Origin of the sequence: Bradyrhizobium sp. IC4060 (genome assembly GCF_020193715.1) — a bacterium.
Taxonomy (GTDB): domain Bacteria; phylum Pseudomonadota; class Alphaproteobacteria; order Rhizobiales; family Xanthobacteraceae; genus Bradyrhizobium; species Bradyrhizobium yuanmingense.
Genome location: NZ_JADYVJ010000001.1, coordinates 1403353 through 1428457, shown reverse-complemented (window position 1 = coordinate 1428457; position 25105 = coordinate 1403353). Strand labels below are relative to the sequence as shown.

General features: G+C 65.7%; 20 protein-coding genes. 12 read left to right on the top strand and 8 right to left on the bottom strand.

Going from position 1 to position 25105, the window contains the following annotated elements; all coding sequences use genetic code 11:
• The first annotated feature begins 56 nt into the window (after nt 1–56).
• Genes I6F16_RS06700 through I6F16_RS06690 form a run of 3 tightly spaced genes read left to right on the top strand, consistent with a single transcriptional unit; the run spans nt 57 to nt 6742 of the window.
• The gene (locus tag I6F16_RS06700; protein WP_225113525.1) at nt 57–3326 is read left to right on the top strand and encodes a transglutaminase family protein; all 3270 of its coding nucleotides are present in this window, start codon (nt 57–59) and stop codon (nt 3324–3326) included.
• A gap of 27 nt (nt 3327–3353) precedes the next feature.
• Nucleotides 3354–5867 (top strand): circularly permuted type 2 ATP-grasp protein, encoded by a 2514-nt coding sequence (locus tag I6F16_RS06695; RefSeq protein WP_225113524.1) that lies wholly within the window; start codon nt 3354–3356, stop codon nt 5865–5867.
• Nucleotides 5864–6742, top strand: a complete 879-nt coding sequence (locus I6F16_RS06690; protein ID WP_225113523.1) for a transglutaminase family protein — start codon at nt 5864–5866, stop codon at nt 6740–6742. The genes I6F16_RS06695 and I6F16_RS06690 overlap by 4 nt, the downstream gene beginning before the upstream one ends.
• A gap of 74 nt (nt 6743–6816) precedes the next feature.
• On the opposite strand, the gene I6F16_RS06685 is transcribed toward I6F16_RS06690, so the two are convergent.
• Genes I6F16_RS06685 through I6F16_RS06675 form a run of 3 tightly spaced genes read right to left on the bottom strand, consistent with a single transcriptional unit; the run spans nt 6817 to nt 10426 of the window.
• Nucleotides 6817–8928 carry a xanthine dehydrogenase family protein molybdopterin-binding subunit gene (locus I6F16_RS06685; RefSeq protein WP_225113522.1) on the bottom strand — a complete coding sequence of 704 codons (2112 nt, stop codon included), beginning with the start codon at nt 8926–8928 and terminating at the stop codon, nt 6817–6819.
• Nucleotides 8925–9902, bottom strand: coding sequence for a xanthine dehydrogenase family protein subunit M (locus I6F16_RS06680; RefSeq protein WP_036006148.1), 978 nt, complete (start codon nt 9900–9902; stop codon nt 8925–8927). The genes I6F16_RS06685 and I6F16_RS06680 overlap by 4 nt, the downstream gene beginning before the upstream one ends.
• Before the next feature lie 2 nt (nt 9903–9904).
• Entirely contained in the window at nt 9905–10426 is a 522-nt protein-coding gene (locus tag I6F16_RS06675) for a (2Fe-2S)-binding protein (protein WP_085968940.1), read from the bottom strand.
• 779 nt (nt 10427–11205) lie between these two features.
• On the opposite strand from I6F16_RS06675, the gene I6F16_RS38150 reads away from it, so the two are divergent.
• Nucleotides 11206–11793, top strand: coding sequence for an AraC family transcriptional regulator (locus tag I6F16_RS38150; RefSeq protein ID WP_051056896.1), 588 nt, complete (start codon nt 11206–11208; stop codon nt 11791–11793).
• Between the two features lie 142 nt (nt 11794–11935).
• Here I6F16_RS38150 and I6F16_RS06665 read toward each other — a convergent pair whose 3' ends face one another.
• The 5 genes from I6F16_RS06665 to I6F16_RS06645 form a co-directional block, all read right to left on the bottom strand.
• On the bottom strand, nt 11936–12760 hold the full coding sequence (locus I6F16_RS06665) for a phosphodiesterase (RefSeq protein WP_225127289.1): 825 nt from the start codon (nt 12758–12760) through the stop codon (nt 11936–11938).
• A 68-nt stretch (nt 12761–12828) separates the two neighbouring features.
• The gene (locus tag I6F16_RS06660) at nt 12829–14109 is read right to left on the bottom strand and encodes an ABC transporter substrate-binding protein (protein WP_225173509.1); all 1281 of its coding nucleotides are present in this window, start codon (nt 14107–14109) and stop codon (nt 12829–12831) included.
• A 28-nt stretch (nt 14110–14137) separates the two neighbouring features.
• Entirely contained in the window at nt 14138–14974 is an 837-nt protein-coding gene (locus tag I6F16_RS06655; protein WP_225173508.1) for a carbohydrate ABC transporter permease, read from the bottom strand.
• Nucleotides 14971–15918 carry a sugar ABC transporter permease gene (locus I6F16_RS06650; RefSeq protein ID WP_225173507.1) on the bottom strand — a complete coding sequence of 316 codons (948 nt, stop codon included), beginning with the start codon at nt 15916–15918 and terminating at the stop codon, nt 14971–14973. The genes I6F16_RS06655 and I6F16_RS06650 overlap by 4 nt, the downstream gene beginning before the upstream one ends.
• Entirely contained in the window at nt 15911–17062 is a 1152-nt protein-coding gene (locus I6F16_RS06645) for an ABC transporter ATP-binding protein (RefSeq protein ID WP_225173506.1), read from the bottom strand. The genes I6F16_RS06650 and I6F16_RS06645 overlap by 8 nt, the downstream gene beginning before the upstream one ends.
• Nucleotides 17063–17214: 152 nt before the next feature.
• Here I6F16_RS06645 and I6F16_RS06640 point away from each other — a divergent pair, with 152 nt between their 5' ends.
• The 8 genes from I6F16_RS06640 to I6F16_RS06605 all read left to right on the top strand — a co-directional run bounded on the left by I6F16_RS06640 (nt 17215) and on the right by I6F16_RS06605 (nt 25095).
• Nucleotides 17215–18114 carry a LysR family transcriptional regulator gene (locus I6F16_RS06640; protein ID WP_225152737.1) on the top strand — a complete coding sequence of 300 codons (900 nt, stop codon included), beginning with the start codon at nt 17215–17217 and terminating at the stop codon, nt 18112–18114.
• Nucleotides 18115–18324: 210 nt separating this feature from the next.
• Nucleotides 18325–19152: an HD domain-containing protein gene (locus I6F16_RS06635; protein ID WP_036006127.1), complete on the top strand. Its 828-nt coding sequence runs from the start codon at nt 18325–18327 to the stop codon at nt 19150–19152.
• Between the two features lie 134 nt (nt 19153–19286).
• Nucleotides 19287–20180, top strand: coding sequence for an alpha/beta hydrolase (locus I6F16_RS06630; protein ID WP_036006132.1), 894 nt, complete (start codon nt 19287–19289; stop codon nt 20178–20180).
• Nucleotides 20181–20351: 171 nt separating this feature from the next.
• Nucleotides 20352–20978 carry a GTP cyclohydrolase I FolE gene (gene folE, locus I6F16_RS06625; RefSeq protein ID WP_036006126.1) on the top strand — a complete coding sequence of 209 codons (627 nt, stop codon included), beginning with the start codon at nt 20352–20354 and terminating at the stop codon, nt 20976–20978.
• A gap of 144 nt (nt 20979–21122) precedes the next feature.
• Nucleotides 21123–21698, top strand: coding sequence for an HdeD family acid-resistance protein (locus tag I6F16_RS06620; protein ID WP_036006124.1), 576 nt, complete (start codon nt 21123–21125; stop codon nt 21696–21698).
• Between the two features lie 223 nt (nt 21699–21921).
• Entirely contained in the window at nt 21922–23133 is a 1212-nt protein-coding gene (locus I6F16_RS06615; protein ID WP_036006122.1) for an ABC transporter substrate-binding protein, read from the top strand.
• 295 nt (nt 23134–23428) lie between these two features.
• The gene (locus tag I6F16_RS06610; protein WP_036006121.1) at nt 23429–24643 is read left to right on the top strand and encodes an acyl-CoA dehydrogenase family protein; all 1215 of its coding nucleotides are present in this window, start codon (nt 23429–23431) and stop codon (nt 24641–24643) included.
• Nucleotides 24644–24801: 158 nt separating this feature from the next.
• Nucleotides 24802–25095, top strand: coding sequence for a hypothetical protein (locus I6F16_RS06605; protein ID WP_036006118.1), 294 nt, complete (start codon nt 24802–24804; stop codon nt 25093–25095).
• Nucleotides 25096–25105 lie beyond the last annotated feature (10 nt).

The following is a 25105-nucleotide window of genomic DNA, read 5'->3' as shown; positions in this document are numbered from 1 at the left end:
TGATCGCGTTGACCTCAGGTGTTCTGCTCAAAAAAGCTGCTGGAGCACCGCATCCCGTGTCGATCTACGTCGCGCTACACCACGTCACGCACTACAAATACGACCGCCCGATCGACCTTGGCCCGCAGACGATACGGCTTCGGCCGGCGCCGCATACGCGCACGCCGATCCTGAGCTATTCGCTCAAGGTCACGCCCTCCAATCATTTCGTGAACTGGCAGCAGGACCCGCAGGGCAACTGGCTGGCGCGCTACGTCTTTCCGGAGAAGACCACCGAGCTGAAATTCGAGGTCGACTTCACGGCGCAGATGACGGTGGTCAACCCGTTCGACTTCTTCGTCGAGCCCTATGCCGACAGCTTCCCGTTCGACTATCCCAAGGATCTGAAGACGGAGCTCGCGCCGTATCTCGAGACCATCAAGCCCGATCGCCTGTTCGCCAAGTTCCTCGATTCGATCCCGCACGAAGCCCCGAACACGGTCAATTTCCTGGTCGACCTCAATCGCGAGATCCAGAAGAAGGTCCGCTACATCATCCGCATGGAGCCGGGCGTGCAGACGCCGGAGGAGACGCTTGTCTCCGGCGCAGGCTCATGCCGCGACTCCGCCTGGCTCTTGATCCAGACCTTGCGCCATCTCGGGCTCGCCGCCCGCTTCGTCTCGGGCTATCTGGTCCAGATCCGTCCCGACATCGATCCGATCGAGGGGCCACCGGAAGTCGAGAACGATTTTACCGATCTGCACGCCTGGGCCGAGGTCTATCTGCCGGGTGCAGGCTGGATCGGGTTCGACGCGACCTCGGGTATGCTCGCAGGCGAGGGGCACATCCCGCTCGCAGCCACGCCGCACTACCGTTCGGCGGCGCCGATCTCTGGTGGGGCCGGCTTTGCCGAGGTCGAGTTTTCCTTCGACATGAGCGTGAGGCGCATCCGCGAGGCGCCGCGCATCACAAAGCCGTTCTCCGACGAATCCTGGGCGCGCCTCGACGATCTCGGCGAGCAGGTCGATGGCGATCTCGCCAGCGCGGACGTGCGCCTCACCATGGGCGGCGAGCCGACCTTCGTCTCGGTCGACGATCTCGAGGCCGGCGAGTGGAACACGGAGGCCGTCGGTCCGACCAAGCGCACGCTCGGCGACGATCTGATCCGCCGCCTGCGCACGCGCTTCGCGCCGGGCGGGCTGCTGCATTACGGCCAGGGCAAATGGTATCCGGGCGAGAGCCTGCCGCGCTGGGCCTTCGGCCTCTATTGGCGCAAGGACGGCGTGCCGATCTGGAAGAACGCCGACCTCATCGCCAGGATCGAGAATCCCAGGAGACCGGAGGTCAAGGATGCCGAGGCCTTCATGGAAGGCACGGCGGCGCGGCTCGGCGTCGACCTCAGCTACATCATGCCGGCCTATGAGGATCCCGCCTATTGGCTGCAGAAGGAAGCGGAGCTTCCGGTCAACGTCGATCCCACCGATTCCAAGCTGTCCGATCCCGAAGCGCGCGCACGCATGGCGCGGGTGTTCGACCAGGGCCTGAATACGCCGCGCGGCTTCGTGCTGCCGATCCAGCGCTGGAATGCGCCGCCGCGCTGGCGCAGCGAACGCTGGCCGCTGCGGCGCAATCATCTGTTCCTGACGCCGGGCGATTCACCGCTCGGCCTGCGCCTGCCGATCGGCTCGCTCGGTCACGTCCCGCCCAACCAATATCCCTACATCGTCGAGCAGGACCCGATGGAGCCGCGGGGCAGGCTGCCGGTGTTCACCCGCATGGCGCGTCCGCCATCGCCGCCGCGTACGGCCCCCGAGCATCTCAACACCGCTATACCCGTGCGCACGGCGATGGCCGTGGAGATCCGCGACGGCCTGATCTGCGCCTTCATGCCGCCGGTCGAGCGCATCGAGGATTATCTCGAGCTGATCTCGGCGCTGGAAGACACCGCCGAGGAGATGCAGCTTCCGGTCCATATCGAGGGTTACCCGCCGCCGTTCGACCCGCGCATCGAGGTGATCAAGGTGACGCCCGACCCCGGTGTCATCGAGATCAACATCCAGCCGGCCAAGAGCTGGCGCGATGCGGTCGAGATCACCACCGGCCTCTACGAGGATGCGGCCAAGGTCCGCCTCGGCGCCAACCGTTTCTTGGTCGACGGCCGTCACACCGGCACCGGGGGCGGCAATCACGTCGTGGTCGGCGGCTCCTCACCGCAGGACTCGCCGTTCCTGCGCCGGCCCGATCTTCTGAAGAGCCTGGTGCTGTATTGGCAGCGCCATCCGGCGCTGTCCTATTTCTTCTCCGGTCTTTTTATCGGCCCGACCAGCCAGGCGCCGCGCATCGACGAGGCGCGCCACGACAGCATCTACGAGCTCGAGATCGCGCTCTCGCACGTGCCGCCGCCCAGCTACCAGACGCCGCTCTGGCTGGTGGACCGGCTGTTCCGGCATCTATTGGTCGACATCACCGGCAACACCCACCGCGCCGAGATCTGCATCGACAAGCTCTATTCGCCGGAAGGACCCACGGGCCGGCTCGGCCTCGTCGAATTCCGCGCGCTCGAAATGCCGCCGGATCCACGCATGTCGCTGGCGCAGCAGCTCCTGATCCGTGCGCTGATCGCAAAGTTCTGGCGTGAGCCGCTGAGCGGCAAGTTCGTGCGCTGGGGCACCGCGCTGCACGACCGCTTCATGCTGCCGCATTTCATCTGGGAAGATTTTCTCGATGTGCTCGGCGAGCTCAAGCAATCGGGCTATCCGTTCGAGCCGGAATGGTATCTGGCCCAGCTCGAATTCCGCTTTCCCGCTTTCGGCCGCATCCACCATGGCGGCGTGACGCTGGAGCTGCGGCAGGCGCTGGAGCCCTGGCACGTGCTCGGTGAGGAGGGCTCGGCCGGCGGCACCGTGCGCTATGTCGATAGCTCGGTCGAGCGGCTCCAGGTCAAGGCCGAAGGCTTCGTCGAGGGCCGCCACGTCGTCACCTGCAACGGCCGCCGCCTGCCGATGACCCCGACCGGCCGCTCCGGCGAGGCCGTGGCCGCCGTCCGCTTCAAGGCCTGGCAGCCGGCCTCCGGCCTGCACCCGACCATCCCCGTGCACGCGCCGCTGACCTTTGACCTGATCGATACCTGGAACGGCCGCTCGCTCGGCGGCTGCGTCTACCACGTCGCCCATCCTGGCGGGCGCAACTACGACACCAAGCCGGTCAATACCTACGAGGCCGAGGCCCGGCGGCTGGCGCGCTTCCAGGACCACGGCCACACCCCGGGTCCGATGCAGCCGCCGCCCGAGGAACGCACAAATGAATTTCCGCTGACCCTCGACTTGCGGACCCCGCTCCTGCAATGAGTATGATGGTGGGGGAGGGAAAGGCCCATGGGCGAGGGCGCAGCCGAAGACAACGACCAGGCGGGCAGGGCAAATGCCCAGCAGCGGATTGCGCAGTGGGTCCGCGACTATAGCCGCCTGCCCGGCATCCCCGACGAGTTCCTTGGGCCCGACGGTGCGCCGCGCGCGGTCTGGAGCCGCTTCTTCGACGCCTTCGGCGCGCTGGCGCCCGACGAGATCGAGCGCCGCTTCGGCATGGCCGATCGCCATCTCCGCGAGGCCGGCGTCACCTACCGCGCGCCCGGCGATAGCGCCGACCGGCCCTGGTCGATCAGCCATCTGCCGCTTTTGATCGACGAGGCCGACTGGCAGCAGCTTTGCGCCGGCATCACCCAGCGTGCCGAGCTGCTCGAGCGCGTGCTGCGCGACATCTATGGCGAGGGGCGCCTCGTGGCCGAAGGCGCGCTTCCGGCCGCGGCGATCGCCGGCAGTCCCGAATATCTCCGTCCCGTCTGCGGCGTGCCGCCGCCCGGCGGGCGTTACCTCTCGATCTATGCCGCCGATGTCGGCCGCGGGCCCGACGGCCGCTGGTGGGTGCTCGGCGACCGCACCCAGGCGCCATCGGGTGCGGGCTACGCGCTGGAGAACCGCCTGGTGCTGTCGCGCGCCTTCTCTGATCTCTACAAGTCGATGAACGTGCCGCGCGTCGCGCCGTTCTTCGAGGCGTTCCGTGACTCCCTGCGCGCGCGCGCCGATCGCGACGAGCCCAGGATCGGCGTGCTCACCCCCGGCAGCTTCAGCGAGACCTATTTCGAGCACGCGACGCTGGCGCGCTATCTCGGCTTCCTGCTGGTCGAGGGCGACGACCTCGCCGTCAGCGACAACCGTGTCCACATCCGCACCGTCGCCGGCCTGAAGCGGCTGGATGTGCTCTTGCGCCGGGTCGATTCCAACTCGCTCGACCCGCTCGAGCTCGATGCCTCCTCCCGGCTCGGTGTGCCCGGCCTGATCGACGTGCTGCGCAAGGACGGCGTCGTCGTCGCCAACATGCCGGGCTCGGGCGTTTTGGAGGCGCGGGCGCTGCTCGGCTTCCTGCCGGCGCTGAGCCGCCGCCTGCTCGGCGAAGACCTGAAGATGCCGCACATCGCGACCTGGTGGTGCGGCCAGCGCGTGGCGCGCGACGAGGTGCTGGCGCGGCTCGACGAGGTCGCGATCGAAGGCGCCTATCGGCGCGGCGTTCCCGGTTTCGACAGCAATGGTCCGGTGCTCGCGAGCGGGCTCGACGCGAGCGGACGGCAGCGTCTGATCGATGCGATCAGCGCGCGCGGCATGGACTATGTCGGCCAGGAGGTGGTGCGGCTCTCGACCATGCCGGTGTGGGAGCACGGGCAGCTCACGCCGCGACCCTTCGTGCTGCGCGTGTTCGCCGCCGCCACGCCGGACGGCTGGGCCATCATGCCCGGCGGCTTCTGCCGCATCGCCGAGCAGCCGGACGCGCGCGCGGTGTCGATGGGCGACGGCGCGCGCGCCGCCGACGTCTGGGTCGTCTCCGACAAGCAGGTCGCGACCGCGACGCTCCTGCCGGCGACCGACAAGGTGCGCATCCGCCGCATCGCTGGCGTGCTGCCCAGCCGCGCCGCCGACAATCTGTTCTGGCTCGGCCGCTATCTCGAGCGCGCCGAGGCGACGCTGCGGCTGGTGCGCGCCTTGGGCTCGCCGAGCGGGCCGAACAAGGGCACGGCGGCCTCGGTGCAATCGGCCGAACGCATCCAGCGCCTCCTTGTCGCCTGGGGCGCGGTCTCGCAATCCTCGCGCACGGCCGCGGGGCGTATCGTCGCCGAAGCGCTGCAGGGCGCGGAGCGTTTCGGCTCGGCCCTGTCGCTGGTGAGGGCGGCGCAGCGCACGGCGACCTCCTTGCGCGAGCGGCTGTCGCCCGATGCCTGGCAGGTGATCACCGAGATGGCCGAGCGCCTCGCCATCGAGGTGGAGGACGACGACAGCGTGCTGAGCGCCGCCGAGCTGACCTTGCAGGAGCTGGCGAGCTTCGCAGGCCTCGCGCAGGAGAACATGAACCGCGCCGCCGGCTGGCGCTTTCTCGACATCGGCCGCCGCATCGAGCGCGCCATCAACACCACGCGCTTCACCCGTCAGTTCGCCTATGACGAGGCCGGCGACGAGGATCTCGACATCCTGCTGACGCTGGTGGATTGCCAGATCACCTACCGCTCGCGTTATCTGCTGGCGCCCATTCTGGCCCCGGTGCGCGACCTCGCGGTGCTCGACGGCTACAATCCGCGTTCGGTGGCGTTTCAGGTGACGACGCTGAACGAGCACATTGCGGCGCTGCCGAGCCTGAGGGAGCACGGCCTGATCGAGAAGCCACAGCGTCTGGCGGTAGCGATGCAGGCGATGCTCGCGACCGCGGAAGCCGAGAAGCTCGAGGTCAAGACGCTGTTCGCCCTGGAGCAGGATCTGCTCAGCCTCGGCGAGGCGATCGGGCAGCATTACTTCCCGCACGGTCCTAATGCCAGCCGGCCGGAAAAGCTGACGGGGCTGGCGTGATCTACGACATCCGTCACGTCACCACCTACGAGTACGAGAATTCCGTCAGCTTCGCCCGCTGCACGCTGCGGCTGGAGCCCGCAAGCGGCAGCGGCCAAGAGTTGATCTCGCACGACGTCGAGATCCATCCGCGCCCGGCCGAGCGCAACCTGCGGCGCGACTTCTTCGGCACGCTGACCGAGAGCGTGACGATCGAAGCCGCGCATCGCAATCTGCGCATCGACTCGCGCTCGCGGGTTTCGATCTCGCGCCGACCGCCGGCGCGCGATGCGGTCAGCCCGCCCTGGGAGAGCGTCCGCGACATCGCGTTCGAAGCCACCAGCCTCGGGCCGTCCTCGCCGGTCGGTTATGTCTTTGCCAGCCCCCTGGTGCCGGTGCTGCGCCCGGTCAGCGCCTATGCCGGGGTGAGCTTTCCGCCCGGCGTGGGCATCCTCACCGGCGCCGTCGACCTGATGCGACGCATCCGCGGCGAATTCCGCTACGATCCGAAGGCGACCGTGATCTCGACGCCGCTCGACGAAGTCTTCGACAAGCGTCACGGCGTCTGCCAGGACTTTGCGCATGTCATGATTGCCGGGCTGCGCGGGCTCGGCCTGCCGGCGGCCTATGTCAGCGGCTATCTGCGCACCATTCCGCCGCCGGGCCAGCCGCGGCTGCAAGGGGCCGACGCCACCCATGCCTGGGTGTCTCTCTGGTGCGGGGCCGAGCTTGGCTGGGTCGATCTCGATCCGACCAACGATCTCCTCATCGGCAACGATCACATCGTGCTCGCAATGGGACGCGATTTTTCCGACGTCTCGCCGGTCGACGGCATCATCGTCGGCTCGCCCAAGCAGAAGCTCGGCGTCGCCGTCGACGTGCTGCTGGTGGAGTAGGGTGGGTACGTCAGCCTCTTCGATGCAGCACAACCACATGCCCAGGAGTGGCGTATGCCACCCTCTTTACAGCGCTAAGCGGTCAGCACGTCTTCGATCCGGATCGGCAGGGTGCGGACGCGCTTGCCGGTCGCATGAAAGACGGCGTTTGCGATCGCGGGGGCGATACCGACCAGGGCGATTTCGCCGAGACCCTTGACCCCGAGTTCATTGACGTGCGGATCAGCCTCCTCGACGAAGTGCGCTTCGATCTGGGGAATGTCCAGGTTGACGGGCATCAGGTAGTCGGCCATGTGAGCGTTGACCGGCCGGCCGTCGCGCGCGTCGAGAACGGTGCGCTCCATCAGCGCCATACCGATGCCGCCGACCATGCCGCCGGTGCATTGGCTGTGGGCGAGACGCGGGTTGACGACGCGGCCGATGCCATAGGCGCCGACCGCGCGGCGAACGCGGATCGTGCCGACGTCGGGATCGACGGCGACCTCGACGAAGACGGCGCCGAACGAGTGCATCGAGAACCTGGCGGCAGCCTCGGGATCCCGTTGAGACGACGCCGTGGCTTCGATCGGCCGATCGTTCCGGCTCTTCGCGGCCTGTTCTCGCACGGCGATGCAGGCAGCGCGGATCGCGGAGCCCACCGAGGCCATGGTCCAAGAGCCGCCGTGGGATGGGGCAGGCGGATAATCGGAGCGACCAAGGCTGAAGCGCACCTTTTCGACAGGGAGCCCGAGAGTCTCGGCGGCGACCTGCGTCATCGACGTATAGGTGCCCGGACCCATGTCGCTGGCCGCGATCTCGACCTCGGCTGTCCCGTCCCGAAGCAGCCGCGCCCGCGCGGTGGCCGGCGCGTGAAAGGCCGGATAGCTTGCCGAGGCTACTCCCATCCCGATCAGCAGGCGGCCGTCGCGCATCGAGCGCGGTTCGGGCGTACGGCGCGACCAGCCGAACCGTTCGGCCCCGAGATCGTAGCATTTCATCAGCGATCGGCTGGAGAAGGGCTTGTTTTCTCCCTCGTCGATCTCCGGCTCGTTCCGGCGCCGCAGATCGATCGGATCCAGGCGGAGCTTATAAGCCAACTCGTCCATGGCGCATTCGAGCGCGAAAACGCCGCTGGCCTCGCCAGGGCCACGCATGTGGTTTGGCGTTCCGGTATCGAGCGGGACCAGACGGTAGCGCGTCCGCACGTTGGGCGAGGAGTAGAGAAACGTCGTGACCGAGGTCAGAGCTTCCATGAATTCTTCGTAGCGACTGGTCTCGCCCGTGCCTTCGTGCACCACGCTGATGAGCGTTCCGTCCGCCGTGGCGCCGAGAGCGATCCTCTGCACCGTGCGCGGCCGATGTCCGGTGGTGAAGAACATCTGCTTACGCGTCAGGACGAGCTTCACCGGGCGCCCCACGTGCCGGGCGGCCATGGCCGCGAGCGTCACATGGGGCCAGGTTCTGAGCGAGGTCCCGAAGGCCCCGCCGATGAACGGGCAGATGACCGTCACTTTTTCGGGCGACAGACCGAAGATCGCCGCGATCTCGGCCTGCTCGTTGACGACGAACTGGCTCTTGCTCCAAAGCGTCAGGCGGTCGCCGTTCCAGCTGGCGATCGTCGCATGCGGCTCCATCGGATTGTGGTTCTCGCGCGCGATGTCATAGGTCTCATCGACCTTCACCGGCGCGTCGGCCAGGGCCTTATCCGCACTTCCGCGCGCCTTGTCGGCGGGCAGCCGGGCGTCCGGCTGTTTGCCAGCCTCGGGCACGATGGGACGGGCTTCGGGACCTGCGGAATCGATGATTGGCCGCTCGGCCTTGTAGGTGAGGCGCAGCGCCGCGGCGGCGCGCTCCGCCTGCGCAATGGTTGCGGCAACGACGAGCGCCACCGGCTGTCCGTGGAAGCGCACATGGTCGTCCTGCAGCACATGCAGCCGCTCGCCCGTCGCCGGATCGATGTAGTTCTTGTGCGGGCGGTACGCCAGGCGTGGCGCGTTGAGATGCGAGAGGACGGCGAGAACGCCCGGCATCTTCTCGACCGCCGCGCTGTCCACGCCGGTCACTCGTCCAAGCCCTATTGTGGCGCTGACGATCACGGCATAGGCCTGGCCGGGCTGATTAAAATCGGCCGCGTACCGCGCGGAGCCCGTGACCTTGGCACGGCCATCCACGCGGGGCAGCGGTTGTCCGATGACGCTGATGGTCATGCAATTCCTCCCGTCATTTCGAAGGCGCGGACGATCGTCCGCGGCAGGAGTTCGAGTTTGTAATGATTGCCGGACAGCGGGCGGGCCCCTTCCAACGCCGATCGGGCGGCCGCCTCAAACACCTGCCGGCCCGGTACCTTGCCGATCAGCGCGGCTTCCACCGCGCGCATGCGCCAAGGTCGGGTGCCGACCCCGCCAACCGCGAGCCGCGCGCCGCGGATCACGCCGTCCACGACGTCGAGCGCCGCTGCCGCGGAGACCAGCGCAAATTCGTAGGACGCGCGGTCGCGCACCTTGAGATAGCGCGCCCGGCGGCTATCAGGCCCCCCGGGGACCCGCACTTCAACGATGAGCTCGCCCGGCAGCAGCGTGTGTTCGAGATGGGGAGTGTCGCCGGGCAAGCGAAACAGCTCCTCGACCGGGAAAGTGCGCTCGCCCTTCGGCCCCCTGACCCGCATAGTGGCATCGAGCGCGACCAGCGCGACCGCAACGTCCGAGGGGTGCGTCGCCACGCAGTGATCGCTGGTGCCGAGAATGGCGTGACCGGCATTCAGGCCGTCGCGTGCGGCGCAACCCGAGCCAGGGCTGCGCTTGTTGCAGGATGCGTCGAGCATCCGAAAGTAGGGGCAGCGCACGCGCTGGAGCAGGTTGCCGCCGATCGAGGCCATGTTGCGCAGTTGCGGCGAGGCGCCCTCGATCAGGCTCTCGGAGATCAGCGGGTAAAGACGCTGAACATCGGAATGGGCGGCGATGTCGGCCATCCGCGCGAGCGCGCCGATGACGAGGTCGGACCGGTCGACGCGAATACCGGACAGCGGAAGCGCGTTGATGTCGACGAGCTGCTGTGGCTGCTCCACCTCGTCGCGCATGAGATCGACCAATGTCGTGCCGCCGGCGATGAGGCGGCCTCCGGAGGATGCGGCGGCGACGGCGGCCTCGATGGAGGTCACCTTCTCGATCGTGAACGGGAGCATGGTCAGACCCTCTTGGCGGCGTCGGCAACGGCGGCGACGATCCCGGGATACGCCCCGCAGCGACAGATATTGCCGCTCATCCAGAACCGAATGTCCTCCGGCGAGCCCGCATGGCCTTCGGCGATGCAGCCGACGGCCGACATGATCTGCCCGGGGGTACAGAAGCCGCACTGCAAGCCGTCGTGCTCGACGAATGCGCTCTGGAGCGGATGAAGCTCACCATTCTTCTCGAGACCCTCGATCGTCTCGACAATGGCCCCGTCATGCATCGCAGCCAGCGTCAGACACGACACGACCCGCCTGCCGTTGAGAAGGATGGTGCAAGCGCCGCAGGCGCCCTGATTGCAGCCCTTCTTCGTACCGGTGAGACCGAGATCTTCGCGCAGAAGGTCGAGCAGGGATTGCCGCGTATCCAAGTCGAGCTCCTGTCTCGTTCCGTTCACGTTCAGACGAACCCGTGCCGTAGATGCAGCGGGCTTGCTTTCGGATGCGGGTTGCGCGGTAACCTGGGGCACCACCGCCATGGAAGCCGCTCCGCCGACAGTCAGCAGGAGCGAACGGCGCGATACTCCGCCCCGCGTGCTTTCGGTCTCAGCAGCGCCGGCGGCGAACGGTTCTTGGTTTGTCATGGTGGTCGGGATCCCCTCGGATGATCCGGCCCAGTAGGCCATGATCCCGACGGACGCACCGTTCCGATATTGCGGCGACTATCGCAATCTTGCGACGAAGTGGCGCCCGCGCCTGTGGACTCTGCTTCTCGCCCATCGCGGCCAAGGCAGCCCAGCTGTGAGTGGTAGACCGGGCGCAATGAGATCAAGCCCAACCCACGTGCCACTTGCCATCGGAGTTGTCTCGATACCGCGAAGTCAATCATGCGCACTATTTGTGCAATCAGCCAGACATTGCGACATTTCGACCGCAGCTTCCATTCCCGCCATGTCGTGAAACATGGTATGTCGATGAAGCGCCTGTCGCGGGTGCGGCCAAATATGACATAACCAAAGCGATGCCTGATCGAAATCCTTTTCAGACGATGGTCCGGCTGCTATCGGAAGCCCCGCCGCCTTTGGCACCCATCCAGTTAAACTGCGGCACACAACTTACTCATCGTTTTGTTCGCGGCACGCGTTATGGCTATGCCCCAGGCATGCCCGGACACCTTGTCGGCACCTACTATGGAGAGCCTCAGCACAGTGCGTGGACGGTTGAGCGACGGCGGCTCTCTGCCCCGCTGCGGCCGAATTCTATCACTGTGATTCCCGACCGGCATGATGGAGATTGGGAAGTTGAAGGACCGCTCCACGTGTCCCATGTCTATCTCACCAACGAACGACTGGAGCATTGCCGAACACTCATCGGTGGGCGAGGCAAGGTAGAGCTGGCGCCACGCGTCGGCAGCGAAGACGCTGTGACCTCACAGCTTCTTGCAATCCTCAGCGACCCCGACGTCATTGTCGATCCTTCGGCAAAGTTGCTGGTCGATCGCGCGGTTGACCTACTCTGCATCCAGCTATTGCGTTCGCACAGCATAGTGCAGCTGCCGCAGAGCCTCGCTTATACTCGCGGCGGGCTCGCGCGCTGGCAGCTCAGGCGTGTGACCGAATACATGCTGGCGCATCTCGATAAGCCGATCGGCCTTGACGAACTAGCGTCCCTGGTCGGCCGCAGCCGCTATCATTTTTGCTCGGCGTTCCGTCTCTCGACAGGATTGACGCCGCATGTCTGGCTAACTCGGCAACGCATGTTGCTTGCACAACGCCTGCTGAATGATCCAAATCTATCGATCAGTGAAGTTGCGCTCGCAGTCGGATATTCAACGCCGTCGGCCTTCGCCCAGACTTTCCGCAGAATTGTCGGCACGACGCCGCGAAATTTCCGCCGATCCTTGTAGCCTCACATCGGATGTCAGCTTCTGGCCCATCTCCGACCCGGGCGAGGACGCCAGCGCGCTGCTATCGAGGTGGAGCGGACTCTCCAAGTAGTGCAGCGCGGGCTTATGAATACGCGCCCCTGGAAAGGGTCGGCGCTCGCCGTCACCGCACCATGGTCTCGCGATCCCAGGCCTTGTAGTCGGGCGAACCTTGGATGCGGATCGGACCGTCGTAGCCGTATTCCACCATGTGCACGGTCACATAGTCCTCCCCGAAAAATGCGACGCCGTAGGATTGCGGCAGGTCGCAGGCGCTCAGCAGCTGCGTCTCGGAGAACAGCGGGAAGCTCGCATGGTTGGTGCCCCGCAGCGACGAGACGGGGACGCCTGCAATCGAGCCTGCGAGAGGCAAGTGGCAATGCCCGAAGAAGACGTGGCGGATCTTCGCACGATGACGGCTGACGAGATGGCGGAAAGGAGCTTCGTCGATCAGGCCGATCTGGTCGAACGGGACGAGATGCACCGGCATGGGATTATGGTGCATGAACAGCAGAAACGGCCCGTCATGCTCGGTAAGCCGGGCCTCGAGCCAGCCGAGACGATCGTCGCAATAGCGGCCGGCGTGCGTTTCCGGATGGGCGGTGTCGAGGAACAGGCAGCGGCCGGCAGCCGTATCGTGGATGCCCTGGACGAAGCCGTTGTCGTCGGCGAGGTCGGGGAACACGCTCAGGAAGGCGGCGCGCCGATCATGGTTGCCGATGCACAGGCGCACCGGCAGCGGATATGCGTCGAGGCGCTGCTTGAGCCATTGATAATCGGCGAGATCGCCCCAATCCGAGAGGTCGCCGGTGATCACCATCAACTCGGCGTCGTGATGGTCGTGCAGCGCATGCGCCAGCGCCCGCTCGAAATTGACGCGCGGATCGCGGCCGCCGATGGTCGCGCCGGGCGCCGTCAAGTGAATGTCGCTCAGATGCAGTAGTTTCATCGCCAGCTCCGGTCATCGAGGCGGCACGGGACGCCGAGGGCGTCCCGTGCCGGGGGATGTGAGGATGGTCAGCGCGCCGCGCCTGTGGTCTTCGGCAGCAGCTTCTGCACGTCAGCCGTCATGTCGGCGAGGACGGCCTCCGGCTCCTTGGCGCGCGCGCCCGAGATGATCGAATTGAGATGATCCTTGATCACGTCGGTGATCTTCAGGCCGTTGTCGCCGGGGAAGGCGTACCATTTGGTGAGCAGCGCGAGCTGGCTGACCGCGGTGTAGTTGTTGGGGTTCTTGACGTAGAAGTCCTTCAGATAGACCTCGTTGGCGACCTTGTTCGGCGGCATGTAGCCGGTCGTCTCCGCCATGATCGCGGCGCCCTTGGCGCCGGTCCAGAATTTCACCGCTTCCCAGGCGGCATCGCGCTTGGCCTTGTCCTTGGCGAGGATCAGCACGACGTTGCCGCCGGCCGGCAGCCTGCCCTTGGTGGAGGCGACGTCCGGGAACGGAATCGTCTTCAGCGCGAACTTGCCGCCGGTCATCTGCGTGACCTTGTTGAGGTCCGAGGTCGAGGTGACGTGGAAGCCGGTCTTGCCGGCCGCGAACGCCGCGCGCATCGACGGCTGGTCGAGATTGGGCATGCCGGCCTCGTTGACGAGCCGCGCGATCGTATTGATGGCGAACTTGCCTTCCGCTCCGTCGAACGCGACCTTGGTCTCGTCGGCATTGAGCATGGTGCCGCCGCGCGCGAACACCGGCGCCTGCCACAGCCAGTTGCCGGTGATGTCCCAGGCATAGGTGACGCCGTTGGTGTCGTTGCCGAGCGCCTTGATCTTCTTGGCCAGCGCGATCAGCTCGTCCCAGCTCTTCGGCAGATTGTTCACGTCGCCGCCGGCCTGCTTGACCAGGTCGAGGTTGACGTAGACGATCGGCAGCGAGATCGCGAAGGGCAGGGCGTAGACCTTGCCGCTGGCGGTGCCGATGTCGAACATCGCCTGGTGGAAGCCCTGCTTGTCGAAATCCTTCTCCGCGGCGATGTAGCCGTCGAGCTCGGCCGGGATGTTCTTGTCGACCAGGACGCGGATGCGGTTCAAGCCCTGGAACGAGACGTCAGGCATCTGATTGGTCACGGCCTCGCGCAGCACCTTCTGGGTGCCGTCCTCGTAGGATTCGTAAGGCGCCCGCATCGTGACCTTGATCTCCGGGCGCACCTTGGCGAATTCCTCGGCGATGCGCTTGTGCGTCTCGGTGAACAGCTCCGGATAGGGATATTGCATCACGATCTCGGTCTTTGTCTGCGCGAGCGCAGATCCGGCCGCAAGCGACAGAGCCGCCGCGGCGATGATGGTCTTCAGCATGATAGACTCCTTGTTTGAGGTGACGTGGCTACTTGATCCCGGTCAGGGTGATGCCCTCGATGAAACGGCGCTGGGCAAAGAGGAAAGCGATGACGAGCGGCGCGATGATCACCATCGCCGCCGCCATCAGCGGGCCGTAGCTGGTGCCGGCCTCGCTGTTGCGGAAATGGGCGACCGCGAGCGGCGGCGTGCGCAAATGCTCGCTGTTGAGCACGATCAGCGGCCAGAAATAGTCGTTCCAATGCGCGACCACGGAGAAGATGCCGAAGGCGGTCACTGCGGGAATCGCGGCCGGCAGCATCACCCGCCAGACGATGCCGAATTCGGAGATGCCGTCCATGCGCGCGGCGTCGACGAGATCGTCGGGCACGGTCTTGAAGAACTGGCGCATCAGGAAGATGCCGAACACCGAGATCGTGAAGGGCAGCACCAGCGCGGCATAGCTGTCGAGCAGGCCGATCTTGTGCAGCAGCAGGAAGACCGGGATCGCGGTCGCCTGCGGCGGGATCAGGATCCCGAACAGCACCAGCGCGAACAGCGTCTCGCGGCCGAGGAAGCGAAGTTTTGCCAGCGCGTAGGCCGCCGGCAGCGCCACCATCACCTGCAGCACGAAGATCGAGACCGTGACGATGATTCCGTTGAGCAGGAAGCGCAGCAGATTGGCCTTGGCGAAGGCCTCGCGCAGGTTTTCCATCAGCGCGAACCGGTAGGGGATCAGGTGCAATTCGCTGGAGAAGATCTCGGTCTGCGGCTTGGACGCGGTCGAGATCATCCAGATGAAGGGGGCCAGCATGAGCGCGGCGCCCGCGATCAGCAGCACGTGACGGAGGATCGCCCGGAACGGGATGGGATGCGCGTTGCTCATGTGTAGTGCACGCCGCGATCGGCGAGCCTCGATTTGATCAGCGTGAGCAGGAGGACGAAGACCAGGAAGACCACGGTGATGGCCGCGGCGTAGCCCGAGCGGAAGAACTCGAAGCCTTCCGTGTACATGCTGTGGATCAGCACCTCCGTGGACTTCGACGGGCCGCCCTTGGTCAAGACATGCACGGTGTCGAACACCTGGAACGAGCGGATGCCCGAGATCACGACGACGAAGGTCGTGACCGGCCCCAGCATCGGCCAGGTCACGAGGCGGAAGCGTGCCCAGCCGCTCGAGACACCGTCGATCTCGGCCGCCTCGTAGAGCTGCTTGGGAATGGAGACGAGGCCGGCGAGAAACAGCACCATGTTGAAGCCGACGGCCTGCCAGATGCCGATCGCGCACAGCGCATAGAGGGCGGTGCTGCGGTCCTGGAGCCATGCGAAGGCCGGCAGGCCCGCGCCGCGGAGAAGCCCGTTCACCAGGCCGAATTGCGGATGCAGCATGAATTCCCACACCACCGCCATCGCGATCAGGGTCGCCATGACTGGCAGGAAATAGATCGTCCGGTAGAGGCTGCGCAGGCTGGTGCCGCTCTGGATCAAAAGCGCGATCGCAAGGCCGGCGATCACGGCGCCGGGCACCACGATCACGACGTAAGTCAGCGTGTTGCGCAGCGCGGTCCAGAACACCTTGTCGGCGAACAGGTCCTGGTAGTTGGCGAGCCCGATCCAGGAGAAATGCGGCGCGCCGAGCTGATAGTCGGTGAAGGAGAGGGCGATCACGCCGGCGAGCGGACCGAGCAGCATGACCAGCATGAGCGCGGCGGCCGGCGTCACCAGCGCGTAGGCGGCATGGCTCCGCCTGCTGCCATGGGCCGGCAGCGTGCGCCTCGTCGTGCCCGCGGGAGCAACAGTCGCCCCGATGGTGATGGAGCCGTCAGACATGGGCGGGCTCACGGATGCGCTCGGCCTGCTCCATTCTGAGCTCGATCCGTTTCCCGGCCGGATCGAACATCCGCACCGCGTCTGGTGCGAAGCCGAAGGCGACGGAGCTTGCCATCGCCGGTAAATGCTTGACGTCCGCGAGCCGCGCGATCTGGCGCGACCCGGTGCCTTCGACCGCGAGATGCACGAAGGCCTCGGCGCCGAGATTCTCCAGATGGACGACGGTTCCGGAGAACGGCCCGGTGCCGAGCTCGACCCGCTCCGGGCGGACCCCGATGCGGCAATCGCCGGCCGCCGCATTGCACGTAAGTTTCAAGGCGGTCCCCAGCACATCGACGCCGCCGTCCTTGCGGATCCGGCCGGGGAGGACGTTGATCTTGGGGCTGCCGATGAATTCGGCAACGCGGATGTCGCCGGGCTCGTTGTAGATCTCGGCCGGCGTGCCGGCCTGGATCAGCTCACCGCCCATCATGACGGCGATCCGGCTCGACATCGTCATCGCCTCGGCCTGGTCGTGCGTGACGTAGACGAACGTTGCCTTGAGGCGGCGATGCAGCTCGGCGAGCTCTGCGCGCATGTGGACGCGCAGCTTGGCGTCGAGATTGGAGAGCGGTTCGTCGAACAGGAAGGCGACCGGCTCTCGCACCATGGCGCGTCCGACCGCGACGCGTTGCCGCTGTCCGCCGGACAATTGTCCGGGCTTGCGCCGCAGCAATGGGGTGATGTCGAGCTGCTCGGCGATGCCTTCGATGTCGGCGCGAATGTGCCGTTCCTTGGCGCGCCGGCCCGGCAGCAGCGCACCCAGTAGCGGCAGTCGCTCGATCGCGGAGAGGCGCCGCATCCGCAGCGGCACCGCGATGTTGTCGAAGGCGCTCAAATGCGGATAAAGCGCATAGGATTGGAACACCATCGCGAGGTTGCGCGCGCTCGGGCGAATGCCGTCCACGGCGCGGCCGTCGATGTGGACCTCGCCGGAATTTTGCGGCTCGAGCCCGGCAATGATGCGAAGCAGGGTCGACTTGCCGCAGCCGGACGGGCCGACCAGCGAGATGAACTCGCCGTCGGCGATGCGGAAATCGATGCCTTTCAGGACGTCGGTGCCGTCAAAGGACTTGCGGATTGCGGATAGTTCGATTTGCGCCATGCGCGCTGATCCCCTGCTGGTCCGTTTGCGGCGCACGAGGAGTAGGAAGCGCGTCTGACATTCACATAACGGTCAATGGCCCGGCTTATGGTCGTCCCAAGTTTTGCTTTCAGGTCCGGAAGACGGGGAAGAACGATCTTGGGTTGCTTGTTGTGGCGTTGACGTCGTCGCGTGTCCGGGCGGTCAATGCGGTGTTCGAGACCGGCAGCTTTGCCGCTGCGGCAAGGCGGCTCGGGGTGTCGCAGCCGGCCGTTGCGCAGCTGGTGCGGGATCTGGAGGCCGAGTTCGGGGTGGCGCTGTTCGACCGACACGGCCAGACCCTGATCGCGACGTCGCTGTGCCGGCGGCTCTATGCCGCAACGAGCCGCATGCAGGCGGTCGAGGCGGATGCGCTCGCCATCCTGCAGCAGCGCGACGAGCTCACGGGGGGTGAGCTTCGCATCGGGCTCGGCAACGCCATGCCCGGCATGGCGTTGATCGCGGCGTTCCGCAATCTCTATCCGAAGATCCAGATCAACATCGAGATCGGCAGCTGGTCGGCGATCATGGCCGCGGTGGTCGACCAGCGCGTCGACGTCGCCGTACTGCCGGAGGTGCCGCAGGACAACCGCTTCCGGCGCGAGCCCTGCGTGCAGCAACGCGTCGTTGCGATCTGCCATCCCGTTCACGACCTCAGCCGCCAGTCGCGCGTGTCCATCGCCGGCCTCATGCAATATCCGCTGGTGTTCCGGACCCGGGATTCCGCGACCCAGCGCGCCGTCGACCGGGCGTTTCGCGCCCTCAACCTGCGCGCCAGTCCGGCGATCATCGTCAATACGCGCGAGGGGATGCTGGAGGCGGTGGCCAACCGGCTTGGCGTCGGCTTCGTCTGGGAGCACGGCTCGAGCCGCATCGACCGGATCGCGAAGGTGGCGATCGCGGAAATCGAGGCGGAGACGCCCGAATACATCTTCTCGCTGGCGGGCAAGCGCGGCAAGCTGGTCGAGCTGTTCTACCTGGCCCGAAGCCTTTCGCGCCCGGCCGACGGCGCCGATATCCTGGCCGCGCCCTGAGCGGCGGCCGCCTTCCCGCCGCTTTGGGTTGTGCTGAACTGTGACGGCAACCGTGATGTTGCGCAGCGGGACGGTAAGGTATTTGCGTATTTTCCGTCCCCGAAGTTTGGTTACCCGGCCCAAGATGGGCTATGCTCCCCGCTGCGTCGACGACAAGAATGAGACGTCGGGAGATGGCATGGGATACCAGCGGCGGACGGGGCTGCGTCCATGATAACCTTACCCAGATTGGCAGCTGAATCGCTGGAGCAGTTCCTCGGCAACTTCATGCGCCGCCGGTACGATGAGACTTCCGCAAGCATCGTTGCCAGCGCAACCCGTACCGCGATGGAATGCATCGGCAACAGCGATGCGCTCTACCACAATATCGAGCATACGATGCTGGTGACCCTGGCCGCCCAGGCGATCCTCCGCGGCCGAAGCCTTCATACCCATCTTTCGGCGGAAGATTACGTTCATGTCTTGATCGCCTGCCTCGCCCACGACATCGGCTATGTCCGCGGGCTGTTCGAGGAGGACGACGCCGACGGTTTCGTCATCGATGCGGCCGAAACCAAGATCTCGTTGCCGCGCGGCGCGTCGGACGCGAGCCTGATGATGTACCACGTCGACCGTTCGAAGCTGTATGTGACGCGGCGGCTCCGCCATATCCCGGGAGTCGATCCGGAGCGCGTTGCCCGCGCCATCGAGGGGACGCGCTTTCCCGCCCGTGAAGGCCAGGAATACGACGACGAAGCCTCGATCCTGCGTGCGGCCGACTTCATCGGCCAGCTCGGCGATCCCAACTATCTGCGCAAGGCCAACGCGCTCTATTACGAGTTCGAGGAGGTCGGCATCAACCGCCAGCTCGGCTACGACTCGCCCGCCGACATCGTGAACCGCTACCCGCAATTCTATTGGAACAGCGTTGCTCCGCACATCCAGACCGAGATCGGCTATCTCAACAAGACCGAGATCGGCCGGCAATGGATCGCCAACCTCTACAGCAACGTGTTCCGCGCCGAACGTGACATCTCGCTGTCCGGTCCGCAGAAATAGGCGCCTTGTAGCCTCGTAGCCCGGACGGAGCGTAAGCGAAATCCGGGATTCGCGGATACAGGCGTCCCCGCATTGCGCTTCGCTCCATGCGGGTTACAAGAGCTCTGCGCAACGAGATCATCCGTGAGCAAATCATGCAACAAAAAACCATCACCACTGATATCCTCGACATCGCTTATCGCGAATACGGTGCGCCGGACGGCTGGCCCTGCGTCATGGGGCATGGCTTTCCCTATGACGCGAACGCCTATGCCGAGACCGCGCCGATCCTCGCCGAGGCCGGCGCACGCGTGCTGGTGCCCTGGCTGCGCGGGTACGGGCCGACGCGGTTTCGCTTCGCTGAGACGCTGCGCTCCGGCGAGCAGGCGGCGTTAGGTGCCGATCTCCTGGCCTTCATGGATGCGCTCGGTATCAGGCGCGCCGTCGTCGGCGGCTACGATTGGGGCGGGCGTGCCGCCTGTGTGGTCTCGGCGCTCTATCCGGAGCGCGTGGTCGGTCTCGTCTCCGGCAATTCCTACAATATCCAGAACATCGCCCTCGCCATGGAGCCGGCTTCGCCGCCGGAGGAGGCGGCGTTCTGGTATCAATATTTATTCCACAACGAGCGCGGCCGCCGCGCGCTGCAGCGCAACCGCCGCGGCTTTGCCCGTCAGCTCTGGACGATGTGGTCGCCGAAATGGGCCTTCGACGACGCGACGTTCGAGACAAGCGCCGTGTCCTTCGACAATCCCGATTTCGTCGATGTCGTGATCCATTCCTACCGCCATCGCTACGCGCTCGTGGCCGGCGATCCCGCCTATGCGGGGATCGAGGCAAAGCTCGCCGCGCAGCCGACGATCCGCGTCCCGACGATCGCGATCGACGGCGACAGCGACGGCGTCAATTCCGGCACCGCCCACCACGCGCGCAAGTTCGAGGGATTTTTCGAGCGGCGCGTCTTCACCGATGCCGGTCACAATTTGCCGCAGGAGCGGCCCGCCGAATGGGCGCAGGCCGTGATCGACGTGCGGAAAGCGGCTGCGTCATAGGCGGCCTCGAGGCGCCCTCGGCGCACCTCATCGTGAGGGGATTGGCGGGTCGGCACTAGGCCATCCATCCGTTCCCCAAATTTCCCCGACTTTCAGGAACCTTTTCCGATTGCGGCGGTCCAAGCTGTGGGCCCGCTTCCATATGCGGGCTCGTTGCAGGGGAGAAGCTTGATGAAGTCACAAGTGCGCAAGCTGGAACGTGTCGCCGTGGCGCAGACGCCGTCCGATCGGCCTGACAGGGCGGAGGTCGAACAGGCGATCCGGACCATGATCCGCTGGGCCGGCGATGATCCCGCGCGCGACGGTTTGCGCGAGACACCTGCTCGCGTTGCACGCGCGTTCGCAGAGTATTTTTCCGGATACGCGCAGGATCCAACCGAGATCCTGCAAAAGACCTTCGAGGAGATCGAGGGCTATGACGAGATGATCGTCCTGCGCGGCGTTCGCTTCGAGAGTCATTGCGAGCACCACATGGCGCCGATCGTCGGTCGCGCCTGGGTCGCCTATATTCCGCAGGGGCGCGTCGTCGGCATCTCCAAGCTCGCACGCGTGGTGGACGTCTACGCAAAACGGCTCCAGATCCAGGAGAAGATGACCGCACAGATCGCCAACACCATCAACGACGTGCTCAAGCCCGAAGGCGTCGGCGTCATCATCAAGGCGACGCATCACTGCATGACCACGCGCGGCGCGCACAAGCCCGGGACCGATCTCGTCACCAGCCGTATGCTGGGTGTGTTCCGCGACAATGCGCTGACGCGCCAGGAACTGCTGGGGCTCGCCAGTTCGGATGATTGACCTGCGCTCGGCGCTGACCCGCCGCATTCGATCTTGATTTGCGTCAAGGTTGCGGCAGGCGAGGTCTGCTCTGCTGGGTGTTGTCTCGGTCGGGTGCGTGCTATCATGGCGTGTGCCCGGGGGCTTCGCATGCAGGAGTGGCCCATGACAACTGCGTCAGATACGTCTCATCCGTCCGGTCTCGGCTCGGGAATGGCTGCGCTACACGCCAAATGGGGCTGGATCGTCGCGCTCGGCGTCGTCTACCTGATTGCCGGCTTCGTCGCGCTCGGCAGCATGGTGATGGCAACGGTGGCGAGCGTGATCGTGGTCGGCGCAATGATGATCGTCGCCGGCGTCACCGAGGTGATCGGCGCATTCCAGATGAAGAGCTGGGGAAAGTTCCTGATCTGGGCCTTGCTCGGTGTGCTCTACATCGTTGCCGGCTTCCTCACCTTCGCGAACCCGCTCTTCGCCGCGGTTCTGCTCACGCTGTTCCTCGGCGCCTCGCTGCTGGCCTCCGGCGCGGTCAGGCTGTTTCTCGCCTTCAGCATGAAGCGCGAAAGCCCGTGGGGCTGGGTGGCGGTGTCGGCCGTCGTCACGCTGCTGCTCGGGCTGCTGATCCTGGTGCGCTGGCCGGTGAACAGCGTCTACATCCTCGGCCTGTTCCTCGGCATCGACCTGATCATGGCCGGTGCCGGATGGGTCAGCTTGGGCTTCGCCTTGAAGCGGCGCGGCTAAAGCATGATCCGGAAAAGTGCCGAAGCGGTTTTCCGGAAAGCTCATGCGTCAAGAACAACCTGACGCACGATGACGATTCATCAAAATCTCGTCGCGCTTCAGGCGATGCCATCAGCAACTCGACGCAAGACCATCTTGATGAACTCCGCTGATCTGACGCGCTGACAAGAAGCAGCGCGCCGCGCGGTCGTTTCGCCGCGGCGACAATCATTGGGGAGAAACCATGAAAGCCGCTTTGGCCCTGGCCGCAGCGCTGGCTGCCGCCTGCTTGTCCGCTCCTGTCTCCGCGCAAAAATCCTACGGTCCTGGAGTTAGCGACACCGAGATCAAGATCGGCAACACTATGCCCTATAGCGGCCCGGCATCGCCGCTCAGCATCACGGGACGGGTGATCTCCGCCTATTTCGACGAGATCAACGAGAAGGGCGGCGTTGGCGGCCGCAAGCTCAACCTGATCTCGCTCGACGATGCCTTCTCGCCGCCCAAGACCATGGAAGCCGCGCGGCGCCTCGTCGAAGGCGACGGCGTCGCCTTCATCTTCGCCACCATGGGCACGGCGCCGAGCTCGGCGATCGCAAAATATCTCAACAGCAACAAGGTGCCGCAGATCTTCCTGATCAGCTCGGCCTCGAAGTGGAACGATCCCGCCAACATGCCTTGGTCGATCGCGCTGCCCTGGGCGCCGAACTACACCAGCGAGGCTGCGATCGACGTCGCCTATGCCCGCGCCAGGAACCCGAATGCGCGCTTTGCGGTGCTCTACCAGAACGACGACGCCGGCAAGGAATATCTTCGCGGCGTCAAGGAGGCGCTCGGTGCCGACGCCGACAAGGCGATCGCGATGGCCTCGAGCTTCGAGGTCGCCGATCCCACCGTCGATTCCCAGGTCCTGACGCTCGCCAATACCAAGGCCGACGTCTTCATGATCTATTCGGTGACGCCGCGCGCCTGCGCGCAGGCGATCCGCAAGGCGCACGAGGTCGGCTGGCAGCCGACGCGCTTTCTGGCCTCCGGCTGCGCCAACAAGGCCACCGTGATGGCGCCCGCTGGCCTGGAGGCCGGCAAGGGCGTGCTGTCGCTCGGCGCGCTCAAGCCGTTCGTCGAGGCGCCGAAGGACGATCCGGCGATGACGGCCTATATCGACTTCATGAAGAAGCGCCTGCCCAATGCCGACATCAACAACGTCGCCGGCCTCTACGGCTACACCGTCGCCGAGGCGCTGGTGGCGCTGCTGAAGCAGTGCAAGGACAACCTGACGCGCGAGAACATCATGGCGCAGGCCGCGAATCTGAAGAACGTGCCGCTGTCGCTCCTGATGCCCGGCATCACCCTCAACACCACGCCGCAGGATTTCCGCCCGATCAAGGACGGCTACATGCTCCAGTTCGACGGCAACGACTGGGTGGTGGCAAGCGAGCTGTTGCGCGGGACGTGAGAGGCGGGTTCTCGCGGCGGATGCGAAATCGTAGGGTGGGCAAAGGCGCACTTGCGCCGTGCCCACGATCTATCAATGATGACCGAGAAAGAGCGTGGGCACGCTTCGCTTTGCCCACCCTACGAGACTGATGTCTCCATCACGTCATGGCCGGGCTTGTCCCGGCCATCCACGCATTTCCCCGCGGCACGAAGAACGTGGATGCCCGGGCCTTCGCCTCGCCGAAGCGGCTTCGGCCGCGCAGGCGGGATAAGCCCGGCATGACGACCTCAAATGTAGCGAACAGGAGACCACCATGGACTTTCACCACTCCGCCCGTTCGCTGGAGCTCCAGGACCGCGTTCGCCAGTTCATGCAGGCCCATGTCGAGCCGGTCGAGGAGCTCTACTACGAGCAGGTCAAGCCGGAAGCTTCACGCTACAAGACTCCGCAAATCCTTCAGGACCTGAAGCGGCTGGCGCGCGAGCAGGGGCTCTGGAACCTGTTCCTGTCCGGCGAGCACGGGCCGGGTCTGACCAACCTCGAATACGCGCCGGTGAAGGAGATCATGGGCCGCATCCTCTGGGCGCCCGAGGTCTTCAACTGCTCCGCGCCCGATGTCGGCAACATGGAGGTGCTCGCAAACTACGGCACCAAGCCGCAGCAGGAGCGCTGGCTGAAGCCGCTCCTCGAGGGGCGCATCCGCTCCGGCTTCTCGATGACGGAGCCGCAGGTCGCCTCCAGCGACGCCACCAACATCCAGTGCGAGATCCGGCGTGACGGCGACGACTACGTGATCAACGGCCGCAAATGGTTCACCTCGGGCGCGATGAACGAGGATTGCGAGATCCTGATCGTGATGGGCAAGACCGCGCCCGACCATCTCGACCGCCATCGCCAGCAATCCATGATCCTGGTGCCGAAGAATACGCGTGGGGTGCGCATCGTCCGCGACATGCTCACCTACGGCTATGACGATGCGCCGGTCGGCCATCCCGAGATCGTCTACGACAACGTCCGCGTCCCCGCCGAGAACATTTTGCTCGGCGAGGGTCGCGGCTTCGAGATCGCGCAAGGCCGGCTCGGCCCCGGCCGCATCCACCACTGCATGCGCCTGATCGGCTGCGCCCAGCGGGCGCTGGAATTGATGTGCCAGCGCGCGGTCTCGCGCGTCGCCTTCGGCAAGCCGCTCGCAGAGCAGGGCTCGGTACGCGAGGACATCGCGCACTCCTTCTGCGAGATCGCGCAGGCGCGCCTGCTCACCTTGCAAGCCGCCGACAAGATGGACCGCGAGGGCAACAAGGCCGCGCGCGACCTGATCGCCGCGGCCAAGATCGTGGTCCCCAGCATGGCCGCCCGCGTCATCGACCGCGCCATCCAGATCCACGGCGCCGCCGGCGTCTCGCAGGACACGTTTCTCGCGCGCGCTTACGTCTACGCCCGCTTCATCCGCATTGGCGACGGGCCGGACCAGGTGCATCTCGCGGCCGTCGGGAAGGAGCTGATCAGGCGCGGCGGGGTGATGGGGTAGCGCCGTGGTCCGTGGCCGGATTGCGCATCGGCGGCGCTTCGAAGCGCCGCGACGGGCAAGTCCTTTGGCCGCGATCCAGTATGGCCTCAGATCACTGTAGTACATAGTAACTACTGCTGACCGAGAGTGACCCTGCACGCCATGGCGGGTTCACCCGGGTGAAAGAGCACAGATCGCTTTCGCGCGAGAAAACGTCCGATGCCGAAGGCGAGCGCGCAAGACTGGACAGCATCATCGATGCCGAGCGGCGGCACTTGCTCGCGGACCTGCGCGCCGGTCGTCCGGATGTGATCCTCGTGGATACCCGGCTGCTCAGCGCGGTCCCGTTCGACTGGCTGGCCTGGGCAAGGTCCGATCCGGAGCTCCAGGCCGAACTAAGTCGTTACCGCGAGCTCGAGGATGCCGGCGGCCGCGTCCGGATCTTGGTCGCTCGATCGGGTTCGGAGCGGTAACCCCGTTCGG

Excerpts from the sequence above, each read along its gene's own strand:
- I6F16_RS06695 (WP_225113524.1), top strand. The coding sequence starts at position 3,354 with ATGGGCGAGGGCGCAGCCGAAGACAACGACCAGGCGGGCAGGGCAAAT.
- I6F16_RS06685 (WP_225113522.1), bottom strand. The coding sequence starts at position 8,928 with ATGACCATCAGCGTCATCGGACAACCGCTGCCCCGCGTGGATGGCCGT.
- I6F16_RS06680 (WP_036006148.1), bottom strand. The coding sequence starts at position 9,902 with ATGCTCCCGTTCACGATCGAGAAGGTGACCTCCATCGAGGCCGCCGTC.
- I6F16_RS06675 (WP_085968940.1), bottom strand. The coding sequence starts at position 10,426 with ATGGCGGTGGTGCCCCAGGTTACCGCGCAACCCGCATCCGAAAGCAAG.
- I6F16_RS06665 (WP_225127289.1), bottom strand. The coding sequence starts at position 12,760 with ATGAAACTACTGCATCTGAGCGACATTCACTTGACGGCGCCCGGCGCG.
- I6F16_RS06660 (WP_225173509.1), bottom strand. The coding sequence starts at position 14,109 with ATGCTGAAGACCATCATCGCCGCGGCGGCTCTGTCGCTTGCGGCCGGA.
- I6F16_RS06655 (WP_225173508.1), bottom strand. The coding sequence starts at position 14,974 with ATGAGCAACGCGCATCCCATCCCGTTCCGGGCGATCCTCCGTCACGTG.
- I6F16_RS06650 (WP_225173507.1), bottom strand. The coding sequence starts at position 15,918 with ATGTCTGACGGCTCCATCACCATCGGGGCGACTGTTGCTCCCGCGGGC.
- I6F16_RS06645 (WP_225173506.1), bottom strand. The coding sequence starts at position 17,062 with ATGGCGCAAATCGAACTATCCGCAATCCGCAAGTCCTTTGACGGCACC.
- I6F16_RS06635 (WP_036006127.1), top strand. The coding sequence starts at position 18,325 with ATGATAACCTTACCCAGATTGGCAGCTGAATCGCTGGAGCAGTTCCTC.
- I6F16_RS06630 (WP_036006132.1), top strand. The coding sequence starts at position 19,287 with ATGCAACAAAAAACCATCACCACTGATATCCTCGACATCGCTTATCGC.
- folE (WP_036006126.1), top strand. The coding sequence starts at position 20,352 with ATGAAGTCACAAGTGCGCAAGCTGGAACGTGTCGCCGTGGCGCAGACG.
- I6F16_RS06620 (WP_036006124.1), top strand. The coding sequence starts at position 21,123 with ATGACAACTGCGTCAGATACGTCTCATCCGTCCGGTCTCGGCTCGGGA.
- I6F16_RS06615 (WP_036006122.1), top strand. The coding sequence starts at position 21,922 with ATGAAAGCCGCTTTGGCCCTGGCCGCAGCGCTGGCTGCCGCCTGCTTG.
- I6F16_RS06610 (WP_036006121.1), top strand. The coding sequence starts at position 23,429 with ATGGACTTTCACCACTCCGCCCGTTCGCTGGAGCTCCAGGACCGCGTT.